The sequence below is a fragment of the Mesorhizobium sp. BR1-1-6 genome (assembly GCF_020165355.1).
Classification (GTDB): domain Bacteria; phylum Pseudomonadota; class Alphaproteobacteria; order Rhizobiales; family Rhizobiaceae; genus Mesorhizobium.
The window spans coordinates 14,709-36,536 of record NZ_JAIUHZ010000021.1; the positions used below are offsets into that span (position 1 = coordinate 14,709).

At 64.0% G+C, this 21,828-nt stretch carries 25 protein-coding genes and 1 tRNA gene; 10 read left to right on the plus strand and 16 right to left on the minus strand.

What is annotated here, in order from left to right; translation table 11 throughout:
* Positions 1 to 11 precede the first annotated feature (11 nt).
* Positions 12 to 1,196, plus strand: a complete 1,185-nt coding sequence (locus LB545_RS26330) for a CaiB/BaiF CoA transferase family protein (RefSeq protein WP_140522488.1) — start codon at positions 12 to 14, stop codon at positions 1,194 to 1,196.
* A gap of 16 nt (positions 1,197 to 1,212) precedes the next feature.
* Positions 1,213 to 2,058 carry a citryl-CoA lyase gene (locus tag LB545_RS26335; RefSeq protein ID WP_140560259.1) on the plus strand — a complete coding sequence of 282 codons (846 nt, stop codon included), beginning with the start codon at positions 1,213 to 1,215 and terminating at the stop codon, positions 2,056 to 2,058.
* A 5-nt stretch (positions 2,059 to 2,063) separates the two neighbouring features.
* Here the strand turns inward: LB545_RS26335 and LB545_RS26340 are convergent, their stop codons facing one another.
* Both LB545_RS26340 and LB545_RS26345 read right to left on the minus strand, forming a co-directional pair.
* Positions 2,064 to 2,540 (minus strand): NUDIX hydrolase, encoded by a 477-nt coding sequence (locus LB545_RS26340; protein WP_140496381.1) that lies wholly within the window; start codon positions 2,538 to 2,540, stop codon positions 2,064 to 2,066.
* Positions 2,541 to 2,663: 123 nt separating this feature from the next.
* Positions 2,664 to 2,972: a hypothetical protein gene (locus tag LB545_RS26345; protein WP_140513740.1), complete on the minus strand. Its 309-nt coding sequence runs from the start codon at positions 2,970 to 2,972 to the stop codon at positions 2,664 to 2,666.
* 336 nt (positions 2,973 to 3,308) lie between these two features.
* On the opposite strand from LB545_RS26345, the gene LB545_RS26350 reads away from it, so the two are divergent.
* Entirely contained in the window at positions 3,309 to 3,884 is a 576-nt protein-coding gene (locus tag LB545_RS26350) for an invasion associated locus B family protein (RefSeq protein ID WP_140513739.1), read from the plus strand.
* Between the two features lie 74 nt (positions 3,885 to 3,958).
* On the opposite strand, the gene coaBC is transcribed toward LB545_RS26350, so the two are convergent.
* The 4 genes from coaBC to ubiE form a co-directional block, all read right to left on the minus strand.
* On the minus strand, positions 3,959 to 5,431 hold the full coding sequence (gene coaBC, locus LB545_RS26355) for a bifunctional phosphopantothenoylcysteine decarboxylase/phosphopantothenate--cysteine ligase CoaBC (protein WP_224706062.1): 1,473 nt from the start codon (positions 5,429 to 5,431) through the stop codon (positions 3,959 to 3,961).
* A 2-nt stretch (positions 5,432 to 5,433) separates the two neighbouring features.
* Positions 5,434 to 5,643, minus strand: a complete 210-nt coding sequence (locus tag LB545_RS26360; protein WP_140496375.1) for a FitA-like ribbon-helix-helix domain-containing protein — start codon at positions 5,641 to 5,643, stop codon at positions 5,434 to 5,436.
* 74 nt (positions 5,644 to 5,717) lie between these two features.
* Positions 5,718 to 7,292 (minus strand): 2-polyprenylphenol 6-hydroxylase, encoded by a 1,575-nt coding sequence (gene ubiB / locus LB545_RS26365; protein ID WP_140496372.1) that lies wholly within the window; start codon positions 7,290 to 7,292, stop codon positions 5,718 to 5,720.
* 13 nt (positions 7,293 to 7,305) lie between these two features.
* Positions 7,306 to 8,082, minus strand: coding sequence for a bifunctional demethylmenaquinone methyltransferase/2-methoxy-6-polyprenyl-1,4-benzoquinol methylase UbiE (gene ubiE, locus LB545_RS26370; protein ID WP_140522478.1), 777 nt, complete (start codon positions 8,080 to 8,082; stop codon positions 7,306 to 7,308).
* Positions 8,083 to 8,215: 133 nt separating this feature from the next.
* On the opposite strand from ubiE, the gene LB545_RS26375 reads away from it, so the two are divergent.
* The 3 genes from LB545_RS26375 to LB545_RS26385 all read left to right on the plus strand — a co-directional run bounded on the left by LB545_RS26375 (position 8,216) and on the right by LB545_RS26385 (position 10,700).
* Positions 8,216 to 9,190, plus strand: coding sequence for an adenosine deaminase (locus LB545_RS26375; protein ID WP_224706063.1), 975 nt, complete (start codon positions 8,216 to 8,218; stop codon positions 9,188 to 9,190).
* A gap of 130 nt (positions 9,191 to 9,320) precedes the next feature.
* Positions 9,321 to 9,950, plus strand: coding sequence for a uracil phosphoribosyltransferase (gene upp / locus LB545_RS26380; protein ID WP_140496366.1), 630 nt, complete (start codon positions 9,321 to 9,323; stop codon positions 9,948 to 9,950).
* 186 nt (positions 9,951 to 10,136) lie between these two features.
* Positions 10,137 to 10,700 (plus strand): TIGR02281 family clan AA aspartic protease, encoded by a 564-nt coding sequence (locus tag LB545_RS26385; RefSeq protein WP_140496364.1) that lies wholly within the window; start codon positions 10,137 to 10,139, stop codon positions 10,698 to 10,700.
* Positions 10,701 to 10,730: 30 nt separating this feature from the next.
* On the opposite strand, the gene deoA is transcribed toward LB545_RS26385, so the two are convergent.
* The 6 genes from deoA to LB545_RS26415 form a co-directional block, all read right to left on the minus strand.
* A complete protein-coding gene (gene deoA, locus LB545_RS26390; RefSeq protein WP_140522474.1) occupies positions 10,731 to 12,050 on the minus strand; it encodes a thymidine phosphorylase in 1,320 nt (439 codons plus the stop codon).
* Positions 12,050 to 12,856 (minus strand): purine-nucleoside phosphorylase, encoded by an 807-nt coding sequence (locus LB545_RS26395; protein ID WP_140496360.1) that lies wholly within the window; start codon positions 12,854 to 12,856, stop codon positions 12,050 to 12,052. The genes deoA and LB545_RS26395 overlap by 1 nt, the downstream gene beginning before the upstream one ends.
* Positions 12,853 to 13,245, minus strand: coding sequence for a cytidine deaminase (cdd, locus tag LB545_RS26400; protein ID WP_140522725.1), 393 nt, complete (start codon positions 13,243 to 13,245; stop codon positions 12,853 to 12,855). Before cdd ends, LB545_RS26395 begins: the two co-directional genes overlap by 4 nt.
* A gap of 65 nt (positions 13,246 to 13,310) precedes the next feature.
* The gene (locus LB545_RS26405; protein ID WP_140513734.1) at positions 13,311 to 14,282 is read right to left on the minus strand and encodes an ABC transporter permease; all 972 of its coding nucleotides are present in this window, start codon (positions 14,280 to 14,282) and stop codon (positions 13,311 to 13,313) included.
* Position 14,283: 1 nt separating this feature from the next.
* Positions 14,284 to 15,423 (minus strand): ABC transporter permease, encoded by a 1,140-nt coding sequence (locus LB545_RS26410; protein ID WP_140549540.1) that lies wholly within the window; start codon positions 15,421 to 15,423, stop codon positions 14,284 to 14,286.
* On the minus strand, positions 15,420 to 16,952 hold the full coding sequence (locus tag LB545_RS26415) for an ABC transporter ATP-binding protein (protein ID WP_140513932.1): 1,533 nt from the start codon (positions 16,950 to 16,952) through the stop codon (positions 15,420 to 15,422). Before LB545_RS26415 ends, LB545_RS26410 begins: the two co-directional genes overlap by 4 nt.
* A gap of 213 nt (positions 16,953 to 17,165) precedes the next feature.
* Between LB545_RS26415 and LB545_RS26420 the strand changes: the two genes are divergently transcribed.
* Together LB545_RS26420 and LB545_RS26425 are read left to right on the plus strand one after the other, a co-directional pair.
* On the plus strand, positions 17,166 to 17,375 hold the full coding sequence (locus LB545_RS26420; RefSeq protein WP_140513732.1) for a SlyX family protein: 210 nt from the start codon (positions 17,166 to 17,168) through the stop codon (positions 17,373 to 17,375).
* Positions 17,376 to 17,392: 17 nt separating this feature from the next.
* Positions 17,393 to 17,770 (plus strand): hypothetical protein, encoded by a 378-nt coding sequence (locus tag LB545_RS26425; RefSeq protein ID WP_140686060.1) that lies wholly within the window; start codon positions 17,393 to 17,395, stop codon positions 17,768 to 17,770.
* Here the strand turns inward: LB545_RS26425 and LB545_RS26430 are convergent.
* From LB545_RS26430 to LB545_RS26445, 4 genes are all read right to left on the minus strand, one after another.
* Entirely contained in the window at positions 17,765 to 18,205 is a 441-nt protein-coding gene (locus LB545_RS26430) for a GNAT family N-acetyltransferase (protein ID WP_224706064.1), read from the minus strand. The genes LB545_RS26425 and LB545_RS26430 overlap by 6 nt on opposite strands.
* A 130-nt stretch (positions 18,206 to 18,335) precedes the next feature.
* Positions 18,336 to 19,325 (minus strand): BMP family protein, encoded by a 990-nt coding sequence (locus LB545_RS26435; protein ID WP_140496350.1) that lies wholly within the window; start codon positions 19,323 to 19,325, stop codon positions 18,336 to 18,338.
* Between the two features lie 194 nt (positions 19,326 to 19,519).
* The gene (locus LB545_RS26440; protein ID WP_140816770.1) at positions 19,520 to 19,837 is read right to left on the minus strand and encodes a hypothetical protein; all 318 of its coding nucleotides are present in this window, start codon (positions 19,835 to 19,837) and stop codon (positions 19,520 to 19,522) included.
* Positions 19,838 to 19,965: 128 nt separating this feature from the next.
* Positions 19,966 to 20,586, minus strand: a complete 621-nt coding sequence (locus LB545_RS26445) for a hypothetical protein (RefSeq protein ID WP_224706065.1) — start codon at positions 20,584 to 20,586, stop codon at positions 19,966 to 19,968.
* Positions 20,587 to 21,084: 498 nt separating this feature from the next.
* Here LB545_RS26445 and LB545_RS26450 point away from each other — a divergent pair.
* Together LB545_RS26450 and LB545_RS26455 are read left to right on the plus strand one after the other, a co-directional pair.
* Positions 21,085 to 21,174: transfer RNA gene (locus tag LB545_RS26450), tRNA-Ser, on the plus strand.
* A gap of 271 nt (positions 21,175 to 21,445) precedes the next feature.
* A complete protein-coding gene (locus tag LB545_RS26455) occupies positions 21,446 to 21,670 on the plus strand; it encodes an alkylphosphonate utilization protein (RefSeq protein ID WP_140624386.1) in 225 nt (74 codons plus the stop codon).
* The last annotated feature ends 158 nt before the right edge of the window (positions 21,671 to 21,828 follow it).

The window sequence follows — 21,828 nt, forward strand, 5'->3', positions numbered from 1 at the left end:
TTTGAAGTGACATGACAGACCTGCTTTCCGGCATTCGCGTGCTCGACCTGACCAACGTCCTGGCCGGGCCCTACTGCGCCTACCAGTTGGCGCTGCTCGGCGCCGACGTCATCAAGGTCGAGGCGCCGCAAGGCGGCGACCTGGCGCGACAGCTCGGCGGTTCGCCGGAACTCAACCAGGCCGGCATGGGAGCTTCGTTCCTGGCTCAGAATGCCGGCAAACGCTCCGTCGTGCTCGACCTCAAGAAGGAAGCCGAGCGCGAACGCTTCCTCGACCTGGTCGCCAGCGCCGATGCGCTGGTGGAAAACTTCCGCCCCGGCGTCATGGACCGGCTTGGCCTCGGTTACGAGGCGCTGAAGGCGGTTCGCCCCAGCCTTGTCTACTGCGCGATATCGGGCTTTGGCCAGACCGGGCCGATGCGCGACAATCCGGCCTATGACCAGATCATCCAGGGCCTTTCGGGCATTATGAGCATCACCGGCACGCCGGAGACGGCACCCTTGCGGGTCGGCTATCCCGTCGCCGACACGCTGGGCGGACTGGTCGGGGCCTTCGCCATCGTCTCGGCGCTGGTAAGGCAGAAGACGAGCGGCGAGGGTGCTTTTCTCGACGTGTCGATGCTTGAATGCACATTGTCGGCGCTTGGCTGGCCGGTTTCCAACTATCTGACGGCCGGGGTCGATCCCAAGCCGATGGGCAATGAGAACATGACGGCGGCACCGTCGGGCGCCTTTCGCACCGGCGACGGTCTGCTCAACATCGCCGCCAACAAGCAGGAGCAGTTCGTAACGCTTTGCCGGCTTATCGAACGGCCGGAGCTGGCGTCGGATCCACGCTTTGCCGAGCGCGAGACGCGCAAGCGGAACCGTGCGGCGCTGAAGATCGAGATCGAGGGGGCCCTGGCGAATGGCCCGGCGGCTGCGTGGGAAGAAAAACTGAACCGCGCCGGGGTGCCGGCGGGCAGGGTGCTGACGATCCCGCAAGTGCTGGCCGAACCGCAGGTGCTGGAGCGCCAGATGACCAGGGCTTTCGACGGCGTGGCTGACATGGAGAGACCGCTGACGGTTCTGCGCGGCGGCTTCATGGTCGATGGCACGGCTCCATTGCCGGCCTCCCCGCCACCGGCCCTGGGCGAGCACATGGACGAGGTTTTCGCCGGCCTGTCGCCGCGAGCGAAGACAAAGGCACTCACATGAACGAGCAAAAGACGATATGAGTGAGCAAAAGACGGGCCGCGAGCGTGCAGAGGAGTGGTGGCAGACCGGCATTATTGAAATGCGGCCGGGCGTCATCCGGCTGCGCGGCTATGAAATCCAGGACCTGATCGGCCGCGTCAGCTTCCCGGCTGTCATCTGGCTGATGCTGCGCGGCGAATTGCCCAGCGAGGAACAGGCCGCGCTGCTCGGCATTGCGCTGGGCGCCGCAGTCGACCACGGGCCGCAGGCGCCGTCGATCGCTATCGCCCGCATGGCGGCGACCTGCGGTGTCGGCATCAACAGCGCCATGGCTTCGGCCATCAACGTGCTTGGCGACGTCCATGGCGGCGCCGGCGAGCAGGCGCTTGCCTTCTATGGCGACATTGCCGCGGCGCTCGATGGCGGCACGACGCTGAAAGAGGCTGTCTCGGGGCGGCTTGATCGATTCTTTGCCGGGGAAAAGGGCTACGTGCCGGGGCTGGGCCATCGCTTCCATCCGGTCGACCCGCGCGCGCCGCGCCTGATGGAACTGACTCGGGAGTTTGCCGCGCGCGGCGTGATCCATGGCCGCTTCGCCGATATCGCCGAGGCGATCGAGGCGGAGGTCGCGCGACGCAAGGGCAAAAAGATACCGCTCAACATCGATGGCGCGACCGCCGTCATTTACGGCGAGCTCGGCTTTCCGCCACCGCTAACGCGGGGGCTTTTCGTGCTGTCGCGCTCGGTCGGCATCCTGGCGCATGCCTGGGAACAATCCCAGCAAGCCGAGCGGAACAAAGGTCCGCTGCCACGCGAATGGCTGTGGGCCTATGCCGGGACGCCAGTGCGACCGCTCCCCGAAGAGGACGGCGCCGGGGCGTGAGGCCTTTACGTAGGGCCGATTTGTGCCGGCTGGGGAAGCTTCAAGGTCCTTACCAGCGTCGAAAGTTCGGGTTCGTCGATGAGCATGGCCGCATCGGCCGGCGCCAGCCAGGCCCGTTGCCGCCGTTTGGCTTCCTGCCAGTCGGCGAGCTCTTGCGTTACTTCCAACAGATAGACGATGACATCGACGCGCACGAACCGGTTGGCCAGCCGCTTCCAATAGGAATAGGTGCCCGCTGGCTGCTTCAGGGTCTTGCCGAGCACGCCCGCTTCTTCCTGCGCCTCGATGGTGGCCGCCTTGCGTCCGCTCTTGCCTTTCATCGGCCAGCCCTTGGGTACGATGAAGCGCCTGGTGGTGCGCGAGGTGACCAGCATCACCTCGATGTCGCCGCGCTGGTCCAGCCGAAAAGGGATAGCCGCGACCTGGCGGATCGTCTCGCCCTTCTTGGCCTTGCGCACGGCCTTTTTCTTGGTGGCTGCCATTCGTAAAATCCAGTCGGTGCAGTGCCCATACCGTGACGCGGTGTCGTTGCAAAACCCAAACTGCCGCAAGGGCACCGGAACGCCCCTACCATGTAAGTCGGCTAAATAAAAGGGAAGCCCGCCTCAGCGGCAGGTGCTTACGGCGGTGTTGCCGATTATCTGGGTCTGGCAGTTCGGCCTGACCCGCGGCACGATGGGCGGCGGCTGTTGCACGATCACCCGGTCCTGAGCCCGATTCTGTTGCTGCTGTTGCTGAAACTGCTGCCGCTGGACACGGTTTTGCAAGGCCTGCAGATCGTTCTGCTGGATCAACGCGTTGTTGTCGACGGAGGGAATGAGCACCTGCGCGGAAGCAGGCAGGCAGATGCCCGCCAGCGTCGAGGCTGCCAATGCCGCCGTCATGAAAACCGTTGATGGCCGAAGCGCCAACATCTGCTCATTCCCGCACAAACAAAATTCACTCTACATGTAGTGCGTTTATCCCCTCGTGCCACGCCAGAGTGCCGATTAACAGGAAATCGCGTGATCGCGCCCCCTTCGCGGCGGAGGAGAATCTGCCCCGCCGCCCGCATCGCACTTGACGGAAGCGGTCGATTCACCGCTCTATCGGGTTGACGCTGGCCTCGAATTCCATGGCGTCAACGGCGTCGGCATGTCCGTCGGATGCAACGGCGCCTTCGAGGAAACGGTCAAACAGAACGCCGACAGTGCGTCCTCAGGGTCAGCATCCAGCTGGCTCAGGGATGGAGCCGGGCAAAAGGGGTCCTTATGAGGAAGCATGCGTATCTGCTGGCGATGCTGGCGGCTGCCTGCATCGCCGGTCTTCCGGCCACGGCGGCGCAGACAAAAGGCGACAAAGCGGCGGCCGCGCCCGCCGCCAACCAGCCACAGCTGCCCGGCGGCGCATCGGCCTTGTCCGAAACCCACGGCGACTGGGCGGTCAACTGCCAGATATCGGGCGCGGCCAAGGCATGCAGCCTGTCACACCAGCAGTTCAACAAGCAAAGCAACCAGCGTCTGCTGGCGATAGAGTTGTCGAGCAAGACGGGCGAAGACGCGACCGGCACGCTCGCTTTGCCGTTCGGCCTGGCGCTCGCCAAGGGCGTCAGCCTGACGATCGACGACCAGAAGCTGGACGGCAGCCTGCAGTTCAACACTTGCCAGGCTGTCGGCTGCCTGGTGCCGGTGGCGTTCGATGCCAATGTCGTCCCCGTGCTCAAGGCGGGCACCACCTTGAAGGTCGATGCCTTCGCGGCGGATACGGGGCAAGCGGTTAGCTTCTCCATTCCGCTCAATGGCTTCGGCAGTGCGCTTGCACGGACCGCGGAGCTTCTTGCCGACTAACACGTTCAGCGTTCGATAGAATCGCCAGCCCGCGCTAAACCTTTGTTTTTGCGGAATTCCGACGATCCAGCTCGTCAAACCACGATCGTTTTCAGCCGTTCCGCGATCAGGGTGGCGAGCCGGGTCGCCACTTCGTCCTTGCTCATCTCGGGCCATTCCTCGACGCCGGTCTTCGAGACGATGCGAACACGGTTGCGGTCGCCGCCCATCACACCGGATGGGCCGCCGCCGCTGGTCTGCGACACGTCGTTGGCGACAATGAAGTCGGCGCCCTTCTTCCTCAGCTTGGCTTCGGCGTTGCGCAAAAGGTCCTGCGTCTCGGCGGCGAAGCCGACCACCAGCGCCGGCCGCTGCTTGTGATGCCCGACGCCCGCAAGGATGTCGGGGTTCTCGATCATGCGCAGCACCGGCGGGCCTTCGCCCGGCGCTTTCTTGATCTTCTCGCCGGCCGGGCTGTCGGCGCGCCAATCGGCGACGGCGGCGACGAATACCGCCGCATCGGCCGGTAGAAGCTGTTCCACGGCATCGCGCATCTCCTGCGCCCGCTCGATATGGATGGTCTTCACACCAGCCGGATCGGCGATGCTGACGGGACCGGAGACCAGCCTCACGTCGGCGCCGAGCCTGGCCAATGCCGCCGCAATGGCATGGCCCTGCTTTCCCGACGATCGGTTGGCGATGTAGCGAACGGGGTCGATCGGCTCGTGCGTCGGGCCTGACGTGACGATGATCTTCTTGCCGGCCAGCGGCTTGGATCCGGTATCGAGCAGCGCCTCGATGGCGGCGACGATCTCCAGCGGCTCGGCCATGCGACCTTCGCCAGCCTCGTTGCTCTCGGCCATCTCGCCTTTGGCGGGGCCAACGAAGGTGATGCCATCCTTGTGCAGCGCCGCACGATTGCGCCGCGTCGCCGGATGCGCCCACATTCTGGGGTTCATGGCCGGCGCCATCAGCACCGGCTTGTCGGTGGCCAGGAGCACGGTGGAGGCAAGATCATTGGCGTGGCCGTTGGCGAGCTTGGCCATCAGGTCGGCGGTGGCGGGCGCCACCACTAGCAGATCGGCCTCGCGCGATAGCCTGATATGGCCGACATCGTGCTCGTCATTGCGATCGAAGAGATCGGTAAAGACATGGTCTGCCGAGAGCGCACCGGCCGACAGCGTGGTGACGAATTCCCGCGCAGCCGACGTCATGACCACGCGCACCGCCGCACCCCTTTCACGCAGACGGCGGATCAGGTCGAGTGCCTTGTAGGCGGCGATGCCGCCGCCGATGATGAGCAGGATGCGCTTGCCGGAGAGGCTCATGAAGGACCAGAGATCATCAGCGACTTTCTTCTGATCAAAATCTGCTTTTTGCAGCTCCCGGCCGAATTCGAGGATCTCCTCCGCCGTAACGAAATCCTCGGCACCTTTGAAGGTGGGCGCCACTTCCTTGAGCAGCAGACTTCTTGCCTCCTGCTCCATCGACACACCATGACGGGCAGCCCGCTCGCGCAGTCTTTGTTTCAAATCCTCGTCGAGATTGCGAATGGTCAGGGTACCCATGGCTAACTTTGCCTCCCTGCCATTGGTTGAACCTTGGCCTCGTCCTTAAATGTCAGGCGTCCACCATCGAAGCCTTTCGTGGTCGGAAGCCCCACTGATGCCGCGAGCACATCCCGCGCCTCCTGCTCCATGGAAACGCCGCGCGCGGCACCGCGTTCACGCAATCGCTGCATGACATGATCTTCCAGATTCCGGACAGTAATCCTGGCCATAGTCGCACTCCTGCGCACAATATAGCTATCCCGTCTTTCGACTGCAATGACCGCATTGCTGTCATTGCAGTCACTCAGAGCAGCTTCCAGGCTATATAGACCAGCGTCAGGGCTATCACCCACAGCGCCACGCGGCCGGAGCGGTTGTAGCGCGCTTCGGCCTTTCCGATGGCGCGGGCCGTCGCCTCGTCGAAGCGCAGGCCATGCTCGGCCATCAGGTCGATCTCGCGCGACAGCCGCTCGGTGCGCGCTGCCAACTCGGGGGCTTGGCGGATCAGCGTCAGCATCGCCTTGCCGCCGTCGCGGGCGTCGGCCAGCAGGCCGCTTGGCCCGAGATTTCCTGATATCCAGCCGCTGACCACGGGTTCGGCGGTCTTCCACATGTTGAAGGCCGGATCGAGCGTGCGCGCCACGCCCTCGACCACCACCATGGTTTTCTGCAGGAGGATCAGTTCGGGCCGCGTCGCCATGTCGAAGAGTTCGGTCACCTCGAACAGCAGCGTCAGAAGCTTGGCCATGGAAATGGTCTCGGCCGGCTGGCCATGGATCGGCTCGCCGATGGCGCGGATCGCCTGGGCGAAGGCCGCGACATTGTGCTGGCGCGGCACGTAGCCGGCCTCGAAATGAACCTCGGCGACGCGCAGATAGTCGCGCGTGATGAAGCCGTAGAGGATTTCGGCGAGGAACCGGCGCTCCTTCTTGCCGAGCCTGCCGGCAATGCCGAGATCGACCGCGACGATCGTGCCATCAGCCTCGACGAACAGGTTGCCCGGATGCATGTCGGCGTGAAAGAAGCCGTCGCGCAGCGTATGGCGCAAGAACGACTGGATGAGGTTGGCCGCGATTGCCCTCAGATCGTGTCCAGCGGCGGCGAGTCCGGCGATGTCGTTCATCTTGATGCCGTCGACCCATTCCATGGTCAGCACGTCGCGGCCAGTGCGCTCCCAGTCGACGGAAGGGACGCGAAAGCCCGGATCCTCCCTGGTGCTTTGACCAAGTTCCGAAAGCGCGGCCGCCTCGAGGCGCAGGTCCATCTCGATCTTGGTGGTCTGCGCCAGCGTCTCGGTCACCTCCACGGGCCGCAGCCGGCGTGAGGAGGGGATGTATTTCTCCTGCAGGCGGGCGGCGAGGAAATAGCTTTCGAGATCCTGGAAGAAGCGGCGGCGCACGCCCGGCCGGATCACCTTGACCGCTACCTTCCTGGCGACGCCGCCATCGACGGTTTCAGCGGCATGGACCTGGGCGATGGAGGCCGCGGCGACCGGGTCGCCGAACCGCGTGTAGAGGTCGCCGAGCTTGCGCCCGAGCGAGCCCTCGATGGCCGCCACCGCCTCGGCCGTCGGGAAGGTGTGCATCTTGTCCTGCAGCATGGCGAGATCGAGCGCCATGTCGTTGCCGACGACATCGGGTCGTGTCGCCAGAAACTGGCCAAGCTTGACATAGGACGGCCCGAGCCGGACCACCGCCTTGGCCAGCCGATCGCTGCGCTCATAGGCGAGCGCGCGGCGGCGGGTAAACAGCCGCGCCAGCCGCCAGCCCAATTTCGGCAGGCCGGACAGTTCCTCGCCGGGCAAAGCGGCGACGACGCCCTCGCGCACAAGCACCCAGCCGGCCCGCATGAGCCGAAATCCAGCGCTGACGGTGCTCATGCCCGGGCCTGCCTCAAAGTTTCCAGCCCGAATGAAGCGCGGCGATGCCGCCGGAATAGTTGCGGAACGAGACCCGATCGAAGCCCGCGCGGGTTATCATGGAAGCAAAATTCGCCTGGTTGGGGAATTTCGCGATCGACTCGACCAGATAGGAATAAGGCTCGCCGTCGCCGGTGACGGCCTTGCCGATCTTCGGAATGGCCTTGAACGACCAGGCCTCATAGACCCTGTCGAGCAACGGCATCTCGACCTCGGAAAATTCCAGGCACAGGAACCGCCCGCCCGGCTTCAGCACGCGCAACGCTTCGCTGAGAGCGACGTCGATCCTGGGAACGTTGCGGATGCCGAAAGCGATGGTGTAGGCGTCGAAGGTGGCGTCCGCGAACGGCAGTTCCTCGGCATTGGCTTCGACGAAATCGGTGTTGCCGGACATGCCTTTCTTTTGCGCCCTGTCGCGACCGACGGCGAGCATCGAGCCGTTGATGTCGAGCACGGTGGCATGAGCATGCCCATGGCTGGCATCGACGATGCGAAAGGCGATGTCGCCGGTGCCGCCGGCGACATCGAGCACGCACCAGCCCGGCCGCTTCGGCGGATTGAGCCAGGCTACCATGGCGTCCTTCCACAGCCGGTGCAGGCCGCCCGACATCAGGTCGTTCATCAGATCGTAGCGGTTGGCGACCTTGTGGAAAACATCGTTGACCAGGGGCTGCTTGTCGCCTGCCCCTACACGCTTGAAACCATAGGAGGTTTCCATGCCGCCGGCGGCCGTGGTTCTCTCAACTGACATTTTTTTGATCCGTCATAAAACCGGCGGGACCATAGCCGATCGATGGTGCGGGCGCTATTGTTTAAGGCGCGGTGTTCGGCCGCGCTTCCAGGTGGCGGGTTTCGAGACCTGGACTGACCGACGGGATGTTTGAATGCCTTTGAAAGCGGAACTGCACTGCCACATCGAAGGGGCAGCGGCACCGGAACTCGTCATCCGACAGGCGCAGAAATACGGCAAGGACATCTCGCCCTATATCCAGAACGGCTCTTTCGTCTGGCACGATTTCACCTCTTTTCTCGCCGCCTATGATTTCGCCTCCGACCTGTTCCGGACCGAGGAAGACTATGCGCGGCTGGCTGACCATTATCTGACCAGCCTGGCTCGTGACGGCGCCATCTACTCAGAGGTCTTCACCTCGCCGGATCATGCCGTGAAGGCGGGCCTGTCGCCCAAGGCCTATACTGACGCGCTCGGCGAAGGCATGGCCCGCGCCAAGGCCAAGACCGGCATCGAGGGCCGCATGATCGTCACCGGCGTGCGCCATGCCGGCGTCGAGTCCATCGAGCAGGCAGCGCGCTTTGCCGCGCGCTGCGGACATCCGCTGGTAACCGGCTTCGGTGTCGCCGGCGACGAGAGGGTCGGCGAGATGGAGGACTACGTCAGGGCATTCGAAATCGCCCGCGAGGCCGGGCTCGGCATTACCGTCCATGCAGGCGAACTGACGGGGTGGGAGACGGTCCAGGCGGCGCTCGATCACATCCGCCCGTCGCGCATCGGCCATGGCGTGCGCGCCATCGAAAACCCCGATCTTGTCCGGCGCATCGCCGATGAGGGCGTGGTGCTGGAATGCTGTCCCGGCTCCAACATTGCGTTGAAAGTGTTCGACAGTTTCGCCGCCCACCCGTTCCCCGCCCTGCTAGCGGCCGGCTGCAAGGTGACGCTCAACTCGGATGATCCGCCCTATTTCTGGACCTCGCTGAAACGCGAATACGACATTGCGGCCGAGTATTTCTCGATGAACGAGAAGGCGCTGGCGGCCGTTACCCGAACGGCCATCGAGGCCGCTTTCGTCGACAGGAAGACCAAGGCAACGCTGCTCAGCCGGCTGGATGCGAAGGCCAGGTGAATGAAGGCTGGGTGGACAGGGAGTGGCCAGCAGTGAGCAGTTTGGCGGAGCGCGCATCGGGACTCGCAAATCGGCTCACTATTCACTACTCACTATTGGCTACTCACCACGAACCACGTCGGAGCACATCATGAAGGGCGTCACCGTCGTCGACCACCCGCTTGTCCAGCACAAGCTGAGCATCATGCGCAAGAAGGAGACATCGACGGCCGGTTTCCGGCGGCTGCTGCGCGAGATCTCGCTGCTGCTCGGCTATGAGGTGACACGCAATCTCGAACTCACGACGACGACCATCGAAACGCCGATCGAAACGATGGAGGCGCCGACGCTGGAAGGCAAGAAGCTGGTCTTCGCCTCGGTGCTGCGCGCCGGCAATGGCTTGCTCGAAGGCCTGCTCGACCTGGTTCCGGCGGCCCGCGTCGCCCATATCGGCCTCTATCGCGACCATGAGACGCTGGAGGCGGTCGAATATTTCTTCAAGGCGCCGAGCGACCTTGCCGACCGGCTGGTCATCGTCGTCGATCCGATGCTGGCCACCGCCAATTCCGCCATCGCGGCGATCGACAAGCTGAAGGGGCGCGGCGCCACCAATATCCGCTTTCTATGCCTGCTGGCGGCGCCCGAAGGCATCGAGCGCTTCACCAAGGCACATCCCGACGTTCCCGTCTTCACGGCTTCCATCGATCGCCAGCTCAACGAGAAGGGCTACATCATGCCCGGCCTCGGCGACGCCGGCGACCGCATGTACGGGACAAAGTGATTTACCGAAAGTTTACGCAACGGCGCGGTTTCGAGCGGCGTTAAAACGGCAAACACCATCCCGGCGTTAAGGATCGGCCTTCACGACAGCGCCGTGCGTCCTGTCGGACGCTGCGGCACTTTGATTTGCGCGTGATCCTTTCCGAAATCGATCCCGATTTTCGGGGTCATGCGCCGGGGCCGATCCATGCTGCGCAAGCTACTTATCCTCAGCGTCTTTGCCGGTACATCGGCATCCATCCCGATTGTCTATCAGTCGAATCCGCAGATGTTCGAAAGCCTGCTGAAAACGGCGGTGACGGCCAAGCCAGCGGCCGACGCCCGTCCGGAGGTCGCCTTGGCAGCGGCTCCCGACAAGCCGGTGGCGCCGTTGCCGATGGGCCGCAAGGTTGTCGTCACGGCCGACGCGCGAGGGCATTTCTCGTCGGCCTTCAAACTGAACGGACGCCAGATCGATGGCATGATCGATACAGGAGCGACACTGGTCGCCGTCAACACCTCGACGGCGCGCAGGATCGGATTGTCGCTGAACCCGTCGGATTTCAGTCATGAGGTCAACACGGCCAACGGCACGATCAAGGCGGCGGTGGTGATGATCGACCGCTTGCAGATCGGCAGCATCACCGTCAACGACGTGCAGGCCATCGTGCTCGACGACAAGGCGCTGCACACCAATTTGATCGGCATGAGCTTTCTCAATCGGCTGGGCAAATATCAGGCCGAAAACGGCACGCTGCTTCTTGTCCAGTGAGCGGGCACGGCCGTTCGGGGCTGGGTCATATCAGCCACGCGGCAGGATGCGCCGGATGACCGACTTGTCGGCAGGCGGCTTAGAAGCGCCGATCGCATAGGCCGAAAGCACCGTTGCCGCCGCGGCTTCGGCGTCGGACACCGAGCGGGCATGGACCAGCGCCAGCGGCTCGCCAGCTCGAACCTCGGCGCCGACCGGCAACAGCCTGGTGATGCCGACCGCCGGGTCGACCTTGTCGTCTGGTCGGGTGCGGCCGCCGCCCAGCCCGACCACGGCAAGGCCGATATCGCGCGTGGCAATGCCGGTGACGAAGCCGTCCGCGATCGCTCTCACCGCGTGTTCCGTTGGCGCAACGGGCAAATATCGTTCCGGCTTGTCGATGAAATCGGCGGGGCCGCCGAGCACCGTCACCATGCGCGCGAAGGTGGCGGCGGCGCGGCCGCTGGCAAGCGTTTCGGTGGCCCGCCGCATGCCGTCCTGGTTGGACGGCACCAGACCCGCCGCCTGCAGCATTTCGGCGGCGAGCGCCAGCGTCACATCCTCCAGGCGCCGGTCGCGAAGGCGGCCGGTCAGGAAATCGACGGCGTTGCGCACCTCGACCGCATTGCCGGCGGCCGACGCCAGCGGTTCGTTCATGCCGGTGATCAACGCCGAAACTTTTAATCCGGCGCCGCTTGCGACTTCGACCAGGCTGTTGGCGAGCGCCGTCGCGTCGCGCGACTTCTCCATGAAGGCGCCATTGCCGACCTTGACGTCGAGCACCAGCGACCCCAGGCCTGCCGCCAGTTTCTTCGACAGGATCGAGGCGGTGATTAGCGGCACCGACTCCACGGTTCCGGTCACGTCACGGATGGCATAGAGCCGGCGGTCGGCCGGCGCGAGGTCCGCAGTCTGGCCGATGATGGCGCAACCCGCCTCTAGCACCGCCTTGCGAAACAGCGTGATGTCGGGCTGGCTGGCGTAGCCGGGGATGGAATCCATTTTATCCAGCGTGCCGCCGGTGTGGCCGAGGCCGCGGCCGGATATCATCGGCACATAAGCGCCGCAGGCAGCGACGATCGGCGCCAGCATCAGCGAGACGTTGTCGCCAACGCCGCCTGTCGAATGTTTGTCCGTGACCGGGCCGGGCAGGTCCGACCAGTCGAGCACGTCGCCGGAATCGCGCATGGCCAATGTCAACGCCACGGCCTCGTCGCGGCCCATGCCGTTGAAGAACACCGCCATGGCGAAAGCCGCGACCTGGCCATCGGTGACGGCGCCATCGGTTACGCCGGCGATGAAGTCGGCGATTTCGCGCGCCGGCAGTCTGTGGCCGTCGCGCTTGTGGCGGATGATTTCCTGCGGAAGCATCAGTTCTCCAACAGTCCGTCGCGGAACACACGCTTCAGGATCGTCGCCAGCCGCGCGCCGCCGACCGGGGCCATATCCTTGGTCTCCTGGTGCGAAAGCTCGGCTCCGGTCATGCCGGCGGCAAGATTGGTGATGATCGAGCAGGCGGCGACACGCAGGCCAAGGAAGCGGGCAAGGATGACTTCCGGCACGGTCGACATGCCGACCGCGTTGGCACCCATGATGCGCGCCATGCGGATCTCGGCCGGCGTTTCGAAGCACGGGCCGGAGAACCACATGTAGACGCCCTTGTGCAGCGCCGTGCCGGTCGCCTTTGCCGCCTGTTCGATCGCCTTGCGGATGCCGGCATCGTAGGCTTCGGTCAGGCCGACGAAACGGCGGTCGCTCGGCTCGCCGATCAGCGGGTTGGTGCCGGAGAAATTGATGTGGTCCGATATCAGCATCACCGAACCCGGCCCCATCTCCGGATCGACCGAGCCGGCGGCATTGGTGAGGATCAGCTTGGTGATGCCGGTGCCGGCAAGCACCTCCAGCACCGGCCGCATCGCCGCCGCGTTGCCGTGCTCGTAATAGTGGGCGCGGCCCGACAGCATCAGCACCGGCGTGCCGGCAAACAGCCCGACCACCACCTCTCCGGCATGCCCGGAAACGCCGCTTCTGGGAAAGCCGGGCAGATCGGCATAGGAGACACGGATCGGGTTCTCGACCTGGCTGACCAGCCCTCCCAGGCCAGAACCCAGCACCAGCGCCGTGGTCGGCGCCAGGCCGTCCAGCCGTTCGATCAGATGGTCGAGCGCTTCCTTCATTTCAGCATGTCGCCGCGAAAGCCGTAAGGCAGCATGTCGCCCATGGTCACGGTTTCGGCGACGCCCGCATTGTCGCAGAGATAGAGTTTCGTTTCCGGACGGCAGAATTCGGCCAGCCGCTGCCGGCAGCCGCCGCAAGGCGAGCATTTGGCCATGCGCTCGGCAAGGACGGCGATTTCCATGATCTTGCCGCCGCCGCCCATGATGTAATGGCCGAGCGCCGTCGTCTCGGCGCACCAGCCTTCCGGATAGGAAGCGACCTCGATATTGGCGCCCGTGAAGACGCGCCCGTCCTCGGTGCGAAGTGCGGCACCGACCGGAAATTTCGAATAGGGGGCATAAGCCTTGGCCATGGCAGCCTTCGCCGCTTCGAACAATTCATGCGACATTTCAGTGTTCTCTCCGATGATCTTGTCCATAAGCCGGCGCGCCTTTTGCGTCGCGCCCTCGATCCTCAGCGTTCCTTGACATAAGGCACGCCGCCGGCGCGCGGCGGGATCGCCTTGCCGATGAAACCGGCGAGCAGGATGACGGTGAGAATATAGGGCAGGGCCTGCATGAACTGCACCGGCACCTTGCCGATGAGCGGCAGCGGCGAGCCTTGCAGGCGGATCGACAGGGCGTCGAGGAAGCCGAACAGCAGGCAGGCGAGCATGGCGTTGACCGGCTTCCACTTGGCAAAGATCAATGCGGCCAGCGCGATGTAGCCCTTGCCGGCGGTCATGTCCTTCACGAAGCCGCCATTCTGCACCATCGACAGATAGGCGCCGGCGACGCCGGTCAGGATGCCGGTGCAGATCAGCGCCCTGTAGCGCAGCCAGGCGACCGAGATGCCGGCGGTGTCCACGGCGGCCGGGTTTTCGCCGACCGCGCGCAGCCGCAGCCCAAAGCGCGTGCGAAACAGCACCCACCAGGTGAAAGGCACCATCGCGAAGGCGAGATAGACCAGTATCGAGTGGCCGGAGATCAGTTCCGCGTAGATCGGCCCGAGGACCGGCACGCCTCGGACGGCCTCGGCGCCGGGCCAGATAATGGCTTCGAACCGCTCGGCTGGTTGCAGCGCCGGCGTGCGCCCGCCTTGCTGGAACCAGGCCTGGCCGAGGATAATGGTCGAGCCGGCGGCGATGAAGTTGATCGCCACGCCGGAAACGATCTGGTTGCCGCGATGGGTGATCGAGGCAAAGCCGTGGATCATCGCGAACGCGACCGAGATCAGGATCGCCATGCCCAGTCCGAGAAAGGCGGAATGGAAGACCGACGCGGCCGCCGCACCGGCGAAGGCGCCGACCAGCATCTTGCCTTCGAGGCCGATGTCGAAGATGCCGGCGCGTTCCGAATAGAGGCCCGCGAGACAGGCGAGCAGCAGCGGCACCGAGAGGCGGATGGTGGAGTCCAGCGTCTGGACGATGGCGTTGAAGGTGTCCATCTCAGGCGCCTTTTCCCTTGACCGCTTCCATGCCGACCGACCTCGGGCTGAGCGAGGCGAACAGCGCCTGGATGTAAGGCCTGAACATGTGTTCGAGAGCACCGGCGAACAGAATGACCAATCCTTGAATGATCACGATCATGTCACGGCTGATCGCAGGCATCTCGAAGGCGAGTTCGGCGCCGCCCTGGTAGAGCATTCCGAACAGGATGGCCGCCAGCACGATGCCGACAGGGTGCAGGCGACCCATCAGCGCCACGGCGATGCCGACGAAACCGGCGCCGCTGACGAAGTCGATCGCGACATTGTGCTGGTCGCCCATCACCGGGTTGAGCGCCATCATGCCGGCGAGCGCACCCGAGATCATCATGGCGGTGATGATGATGCGGGTTTCGGAAATGCCGGCATAGCGCGCCGCCTTTGGGCTGTGGCCGTAGGTGCGCATCTCATAGCCGAGCTTGGTGCGCCAGATCAGCAGCCAGACCAGGAAGGCCATGAGCAGCGCGAGCAGGAAGGAGATGTTGAGCGGTGCCGAGCGGATCTTGGCGCCGAACAGTTCGATGATCCAGTTGAGTTTCGGCAATTCCGCGCCCGCCAGGAAGTTGCGCGTCTGCGGCGCCTGCGAGGCTGCCGGTTTCAACGGGCCGACCAGCAGGTAGACCATGATCGAAGCAGCGATGAAGTTGAACATGATGGTGGTGATGACGATGTGCGAGCCGCGCCTGGCCTGCAGATAGGCGGGGATCAGCGCCCACAAGGCGCCCACGGCCGCCGAAGCCACGATGGCCAGCGGAAATGTCAGCCACCATGGCAGCACGCTGTCGAAGGAGAGACAGACGATGGCGATGCCAAGGCCGGCGATGTAGGCCTGCCCCTCGGTGCCGATGTTGAACAGGCCGCAATGCGCTGCTACCGCCACCGAAAGTCCGGTGAAGATGAAGGTGGTGGCATAGAAGAGGGTAAAGGCGATACCTGTTCCCTTGCCGAAGGCGCCCTCGACCAGGATGACGGCGGCACGGAACGGGTTCTCGCCGACCAGAAGCACGACGAAGCCCGCGACGATGAAGGCCACAGACAGATTGATCAGCGGGATCAGCCCATAGTCGGCCCAGGCCGGCAATTTGGCATAGGGCGTGCTCATTGCGCCGCCTCCTGGCGCTCAACACCCGCCATCAGCAGGCCGAGCTCGCCCTCGCTCGCCTCCGGCCCGCGTTCGCCGACGATGCGGCCGGCAAACATGACCAGGATGCGGTCGGAGAGCGAGCGGATCTCATCGAGCTCGACCGACACGACCAGCACGGCCTTGCCCTGGTCGCGCATGGCGATCAGGCGCTTGTGGATGAACTCGATGGCGCCGACGTCGACGCCGCGCGTCGGCTGGCCGACGATGAGAACGCCGGGGTCCTGTTCGATTTCGCGCGCGAGCACGATCTTCTGCTGGTTGCCGCCGGAGAAGTTGGCGGTCTTCAGCCGTGGATTGCCGGGGCGGATGTCGTATTTCTCGATCTTGTCCTTGGCATCGGCAACGATGGCATCGATGTTGAGGAAGGGGCCTCTGAGGTAGCGGGGATCGTCATGGTAGCCGAGGATGGAATTCTCGTTCTCCTCGAAGGCCAGCACCAGCCCGACATGATGGCGATCCTCAGGCACATGGGCGAGGCCGCGGTCGCGCAGTTCGCCGGGATCGGCCTTGCCGGTGAGATCGATCGGCTTGCCCTCGAGCATCACCGAACCGGAAACGGCGTGCCTGATGCCGGAGATCGCCTCGAGCAGTTCGGACTGGCCGTTGCCGGCGACACCGGCGATGCCGACGATCTCGCCGGCGCGCAGGTCGAAGGAGATGTCGTCGACCATGGTGACGCCGCGGGAATCCTTGACCGTCAGGTTCTTGACCGCGAGTTTTACCGCGCCGGCTTCCGCTTCGCCCTTCTCCACCCGCAAGAGCACGCGGCGCCCGACCATCAGCTCGGCCAGTTCCGCGACGGTGGTCTTCTTCGTTTCCCTGGTTGCCACCATCGTGCCCTGGCGCATCACCGAAACCGTGTCGGTGATGGCCATGATCTCGCGCAATTTGTGGGTGATCAGCACCACCGTCTTTCCCTGCTCCTTCAATTGCTTGAGGATGCGGAAGAGGTGGTCGGCCTCGGCCGGCGTCAGCACACCCGTCGGCTCGTCGAGGATCAGGATCTCGGCGCCGCGATAGAGCGCCTTGAGGATCTCGACGCGCTGCTGCAGGCCGACCGGCAATTCCTCGACGATGGCGTCGGGATCGACCTCGAGGCCGTATTCACGCTCCAGCCGCTCCAGTTCGGAACGCGCCTTGGCGATGCTTTTCTTCAGCAAGGCGTCGCTTTCGGCGCCCAGGATGACGTTCTCCAGGACCGAGAAATTGTCGACCAGCATGAAATGCTGGTGCACCATGCCGATGCCGAGCGCGATCGCATCGTTGGGCGTGCTTATCGATGCCGGCTTGCCGCCGACGCGGATCTCGCCGCTGTCGGCCTGGTAGAAGCCATACAGAATCGACATCAGCGTCGACTTGCCGGCGCCGTTCTCGCCGACGATGCCGTGGATGGTGCCGCGCGCGATTTCCAGGTTGATGTCGCGGTTGGCGCGCACGGCGCCAAAGCTCTTGTTGATGCCAATCAGTTCGATTGCGGCCAGTTCAATCGCGGCATGCGCCATGCAGCCTGTCCCACTCTTATTTTTTTATCGCTTGGTCAAAATGCCTAGCATGACGCTCCGCCCGTGCCAATTGGCCGGAGCAGCGTCCACTCTCGACAAATCCCGGCGCGCTTGTCAATTTCGAACGTGGCCGAAGCTCTCATATTCGCTAATATGGCAAGCCGATTTGACACTGCGCGCGACACCTGAGGACTTTGCATGACCATGCCCGCCGACCGGCTGACGACGCTGGAGATCCGCTCCGCCGAGCAGGAGAAGACCATCGAGGAGCTGTCCGGCCAGATCGCCGAGCAGTGGAAGGTGATCGAGCGCATGCAGCGCAAGCTCGACGCGCTGACCGACCGCTTCCTGGCGCTGGAGGAACAGGCGGCACCCGACGTGCCGGTGACCAAGCCGCCGCACTGGTAGGGGAGGGAAGCCGAGCGATGGCCAGCGATCGCATCGCAAGAGCCGGCGACTACGTGCTTGGCCTGATGAACGATGCAGAGCGCGAACGGGCCGAGCGCGATCTGGAGGTCGACCCCGCCTTTCGCGATGCGGTGGTCCAGCTTGCCGAGCGCATGCATATTTTCGACCGCGCCGAATCCGCCGGTGGCGCGGAGCGCTGGCGGCAGATCACGCAGCGCATCGGCGACTTGCCGCAGATGCGCGCTGTCGGCCTTGAGGACGCTAAACCGGTGATCCGGGGCCCCGCCAAGCCGCATGATTTCGGCTTTTTTTCTCTCGGCGGCCGGCGCGGACTTGCGGTCGCCATTGGACTGGTCGTGGCTTTCGCGCTGGGTTATCTGGCGGGAAAGCTATAGCCCACATTGGCGCGACATCAGCGCCATCGGTTCCCCGTTCTGCCTGAACGGCTCGACGACCCTCCAACCAAGCCTCATGTAGAAATCGCGCGCCTCCCACGTGTAGAGATAAAGCGCCTCCACGCCGAGCGATGTGGCATGAGCTTCAATTGCCCTGACCAGCGCAGTGCCGATCCCTCGGTTCTGGTGCTCGGGAGCGATGGCCAGGCCGGCCAGCCATGGTGTCAGATCATGCGCCGGTTCGAGTTCGTCGCGGACCAGCAGGCAGGTCCCGACCGGCACGTCGCCGATCCGGGCCACGAACGCCGTTTCGAAGCCGTCGCCGTGCAGCAGTTTACGAAGTCCGGCCACGTCGTCGTCCGGCGTTCGTCCGGTGCCCGTGAAAAAGGCGGCAACGCGCAATCGCGCCACCGCTGCAATGTCACGTTCGTTCATGGGTTCGACTGTCAACTGCACCATTGGCCTGGGGTCGTGTTTCTTGCGAGACGTCTGCGTCTACCCGGCAGCGACTTCCAAAACAAAACCGCCGGGACGATGCCCGGCGGTTTGCAGTCGGTTTGGCAGATCAATACGGGCAGGCGTTGTCGGCGGTGTAGTCGTGCACCTCGACCTTGCCGGCGATGATGTCGGCCTTGGCCTTCTCGACCGCCGCCTTCATCTCGTCGGTCACCAGCGCCTTGTTGTTGTCGTCCATGGCGTAGTCGACGCCGCCTTCCTTGAGGCCGAGATTTTCGACGCCGCCCTTGAAGGTGCCGTTCTTGCCGTCCATGAAGGCGGTGTAGACGGCAACATCCACGCGCTTCAGCATCGAGGTCAGAACCTTGCCGGGCTGGAGGCCGTTCTGGTTGGAATCGACGCCGATGCCGAGCTTGCCGGCATCAGCCGCCGCCTGCAGCACACCGACGCCGGTGCCGCCGGCGGCCGCATAGACCACGTCGGAACCCTGGTCGATCTGCGTCTTGGCGATCTCGCCGCCCTTGGCCGGGTCGTTCCAGGCGGCCGGCGTGTCGCCGGTCATGTTCTGGATGACGTCGGTCGCGCCTGCCGATTTGGCGCCGCCGACATAGCCGCATTCGAACTTGCGGATCAACGGAATGTCCATGCCGCCGACGAAGCTCACCTTCTTCGTCTTGGAGGCCATCGCCGCCATGATGCCGACGAGATAGGAGCCTTCATTCTCCTTGAATACGAGCGAGCGGACATTGGGCAGGTCGACGGCATCGTCGATGATGGCGAAGTTGAGATCGGGATATTCGGTCGCGACCTTCTTCAGCGCATCCTCCCAGGCGAAGCCGGCCATGACGATCGGGTTGTGGCCGTCCTCGGCGAAGCGGCGCAACGCCTGCTCGCGTTGCGAAGCGTTGGAGACCTCGAACTCGACATAGGGGACGCCGGTCTCTGTCTTGAACTTTTCGGCGCCATGGTAGGCCGCCTCGTTGAAGGATTTGTCGAACTTGCCGCCGAGATCATAAAGGATGGCCGGCTGCACATCCGCGGCGAAAGCCGGAAGAACCATTGCAGTTGCGGCCAGAAGGCCGAGAACGATACGTTTCATTTGATCCACACCCTGTCGGTTATTTTTTTCCGTTACGCCCCGCCCGCCTGCCCGGTTCTCCGGCATGCGCGCGACGTCAGCCAGGAGTGTATATTCCCCTCCCGCTCAGCGGCAATCTGGCACGGCCCGAAACAAAATTCACGTGGAATTTTGACCTTTTGGAAAAGCATGGCGGGGTGCGATGCCCGTGCCCTTCAGGCGAATTGCCTCGTGCGCCGCTGCCGCCTGTAGCCGATGGCGTAGAGCAGCAAGGCAAGCACCGCGAACACGGCAAAGCCCGGCTGGTTGAGCACCCAGGCGATGGCGCCGTCCCATAGCAGCGGGCCGGCCTTGGCGCGAACGAAGCTTTCAAAGGCGGCGCGCGTGTCGGGCGACACGGCCAGCCAGCTTGCATTGAGCGGGGTCAGCACCAGTGCCGAGGCGGCCACCGTGCGTGTCGTGTCAAGCACCGCCATGATGACCGAAATCGACAGCGCGACCATGGCCGCGAGACGAAAGACAAATCGAAGCATCAAAGACCTTTCCCCTGGCCGATCCTCAATATCCTCCCGAGGTCTCCGGCGGTGTTCCGAACGAGAAATAGAGCGCGTAGACCCTATTCGCAATCACGGCACGCGAATTGAATCGCGGCCGACGCAGTCTACCCGGCCGGCCTGCGCTTGCGCCGGTTGGCGAGCCAGACGGCGAGAATGCCGCCGGCAATGGCGCCGACCACCAGCCCGGCCAGGCCGATGAAGGCGGCGAAGTAGCCGCACGCACCCTCGAAGCAACTCACGTCGGTGATATCGGCGATGAGCGAACCGGCCAGGAAGCCACCCACCGCGCCGACGACCGCGCCGAGGATGATGCCGAGCAGCGCGGCGACAATGGAAACGAAGACCGACGGCGCTTCGGCTCGGGGCCTGGCATAAACGGTCTCGGCGCCGGAGCCGCGGCGCAACAGGTAGATGCAAAGCAGGCCGATGGCGATCTCGGCGGCGGTGATGGCCAGGTTTCTGGCGGAGAAGACGAAGCCCGGCACGGCAAGTGCGTAAGCGTGACTTGCCAGCAGCCAGATGATGGTGGTGGCCTGCCAGATGGTGAAATGGCTGGGGAAGCGCGCCGAACGGCCGAAGGCGAGGCCGAGCAGGTAAAGTCCCCACAGGACGGTGATGACGTCGGCGACGAGCCCGCTGAAGAGGAAATAGAAAACGGCGTCCGGCAGGCCTGAACTCCCCACCAGCCACAAGGCCGACGCCAGCCAATAGACCGACAGGGCCATGACGATAACCAGCCAACCCACTGGGACATAGGAAAGTCCGCTGTCCGGATGTCGGGCCGGGACCTTTCCCTCGGCCGGTGGCTGTCCGTTGTCCGGCGTACCGCCCGGAATTCCGCTGCTCGACACCATGTTGCGACGATGCCCCCCGCAAAGCCTTTCGGACACTCGACAGGCCGCTCGGGACGAAGTCAAGCGCGGCTGGCCTCGCAGCCTTGCCCGTGCACATCATCAAGCAGCGATTGAAGTGGCGGGACTCCAAACGGATGTGCCGGCGGCCCCCATGAACGCCGTGTGGCCGGCAAAGCGAATTGACCGCCGTTATGGCTTGGCATTCGGCGCCGGATCGACTAGATGAGCCCCGCGCCTGTTGCTTTGACGGCTCAGGTGCGGGCAGGGAGTCCGCTGGTTGGCGGCGCCCGGTGCGGAAGTTCCGCAGCCCAAAGGGAGAGCATCTCCCCAACCCGCGCGGCGAAACCGGCCGGCGCGAAAGGCAAGGACGGAGAGGTGGCCGAGTGGTTGAAGGCGCACGCCTGGAAAGTGTGTTTACGGGAAACCGTAACGCGGGTTCGAATCCCGCTCTCTCCGCCATCCTGCTTCGCTCTTCGAGCTTCGCAGGACTGCCCAATCGACGGCGCGAAGCAGGATGCCCTCGGAAGCTTCAGCGTAGGAGGGCAGGGTCATCAACCTTGCCGACCGGCTTGCAGCACTGAAAAAAGCAGCTGGCTGTTTCGAGCGTCTTGGACCGAAATCGCGGCATAGCACCGAGTGATCCTTGGTCGTTCCATGAAAACGCCGCACACGACCCGGTTTTGGAATTCCTGGTGATCTGGTAGTGGTAATCCCGATCACAGGAGATGGCATGCCGGACGATGTAATGGTGCGCGACAGCAACGGCGCTCAGTTGAATGACGGCGATTCCGTCACGCTGATCAAGGACCTCAAGGTCAAGGGCACTTCGGAGACGATCAAGCGCGGCACGTTGGTGAAGAACATTCGCCTTAACGGTAATCCCGGTGAGATCGAATGCAGTACCAGGCAAGTGAAGGGCCTGGTGCTCAAAACCGAGTTCGTAAAGAAGGCGTGACCCTCAAGGCGGTCGAGCCGCAAGGGTAGAATGCGTTTACCGGCGGCGAGCCGTTTCGTCGGCCAACCTGTTACCCCTTACGACTGACGATATCGCTGGAGCGCCAGGACGCGTTCACCACTTCAAACTCATTCCGCCGAAAATCTTTATAAGATTCC

Bases quoted from the DNA above. Each gene is read 5' to 3' on its own strand.
- LB545_RS26330 (WP_140522488.1), top strand. From the start codon at position 12: ATGACAGACCTGCTTTCCGGCATTCGCGTGCTCGACCTGACCAACGTC.
- LB545_RS26335 (WP_140560259.1), top strand. From the start codon at position 1,213: ATGAGTGAGCAAAAGACGGGCCGCGAGCGTGCAGAGGAGTGGTGGCAG.
- LB545_RS26340 (WP_140496381.1), bottom strand. From the start codon at position 2,540: ATGGCAGCCACCAAGAAAAAGGCCGTGCGCAAGGCCAAGAAGGGCGAG.
- LB545_RS26345 (WP_140513740.1), bottom strand. From the start codon at position 2,972: ATGTTGGCGCTTCGGCCATCAACGGTTTTCATGACGGCGGCATTGGCA.
- LB545_RS26350 (WP_140513739.1), top strand. From the start codon at position 3,309: ATGAGGAAGCATGCGTATCTGCTGGCGATGCTGGCGGCTGCCTGCATC.
- coaBC (WP_224706062.1), bottom strand. From the start codon at position 5,431: ATGGGTACCCTGACCATTCGCAATCTCGACGAGGATTTGAAACAAAGA.
- LB545_RS26360 (WP_140496375.1), bottom strand. From the start codon at position 5,643: ATGGCCAGGATTACTGTCCGGAATCTGGAAGATCATGTCATGCAGCGA.
- ubiB (WP_140496372.1), bottom strand. From the start codon at position 7,292: ATGAGCACCGTCAGCGCTGGATTTCGGCTCATGCGGGCCGGCTGGGTG.
- ubiE (WP_140522478.1), bottom strand. From the start codon at position 8,082: ATGTCAGTTGAGAGAACCACGGCCGCCGGCGGCATGGAAACCTCCTAT.
- LB545_RS26375 (WP_224706063.1), top strand. From the start codon at position 8,216: ATGCCTTTGAAAGCGGAACTGCACTGCCACATCGAAGGGGCAGCGGCA.
- upp (WP_140496366.1), top strand. From the start codon at position 9,321: ATGAAGGGCGTCACCGTCGTCGACCACCCGCTTGTCCAGCACAAGCTG.
- LB545_RS26385 (WP_140496364.1), top strand. From the start codon at position 10,137: ATGCTGCGCAAGCTACTTATCCTCAGCGTCTTTGCCGGTACATCGGCA.
- deoA (WP_140522474.1), bottom strand. From the start codon at position 12,050: ATGCTTCCGCAGGAAATCATCCGCCACAAGCGCGACGGCCACAGACTG.
- LB545_RS26395 (WP_140496360.1), bottom strand. From the start codon at position 12,856: ATGAAGGAAGCGCTCGACCATCTGATCGAACGGCTGGACGGCCTGGCG.
- cdd (WP_140522725.1), bottom strand. From the start codon at position 13,245: ATGTCGCATGAATTGTTCGAAGCGGCGAAGGCTGCCATGGCCAAGGCT.
- LB545_RS26405 (WP_140513734.1), bottom strand. From the start codon at position 14,282: ATGGACACCTTCAACGCCATCGTCCAGACGCTGGACTCCACCATCCGC.
- LB545_RS26410 (WP_140549540.1), bottom strand. From the start codon at position 15,423: ATGAGCACGCCCTATGCCAAATTGCCGGCCTGGGCCGACTATGGGCTG.
- LB545_RS26420 (WP_140513732.1), top strand. From the start codon at position 17,166: ATGACCATGCCCGCCGACCGGCTGACGACGCTGGAGATCCGCTCCGCC.
- LB545_RS26425 (WP_140686060.1), top strand. From the start codon at position 17,393: ATGGCCAGCGATCGCATCGCAAGAGCCGGCGACTACGTGCTTGGCCTG.
- LB545_RS26430 (WP_224706064.1), bottom strand. From the start codon at position 18,205: ATGAACGAACGTGACATTGCAGCGGTGGCGCGATTGCGCGTTGCCGCC.
- LB545_RS26435 (WP_140496350.1), bottom strand. From the start codon at position 19,325: ATGAAACGTATCGTTCTCGGCCTTCTGGCCGCAACTGCAATGGTTCTT.
- LB545_RS26440 (WP_140816770.1), bottom strand. From the start codon at position 19,837: ATGCTTCGATTTGTCTTTCGTCTCGCGGCCATGGTCGCGCTGTCGATT.
- LB545_RS26445 (WP_224706065.1), bottom strand. From the start codon at position 20,586: ATGGCCCTGTCGGTCTATTGGCTGGCGTCGGCCTTGTGGCTGGTGGGG.
- LB545_RS26455 (WP_140624386.1), top strand. From the start codon at position 21,446: ATGCCGGACGATGTAATGGTGCGCGACAGCAACGGCGCTCAGTTGAAT.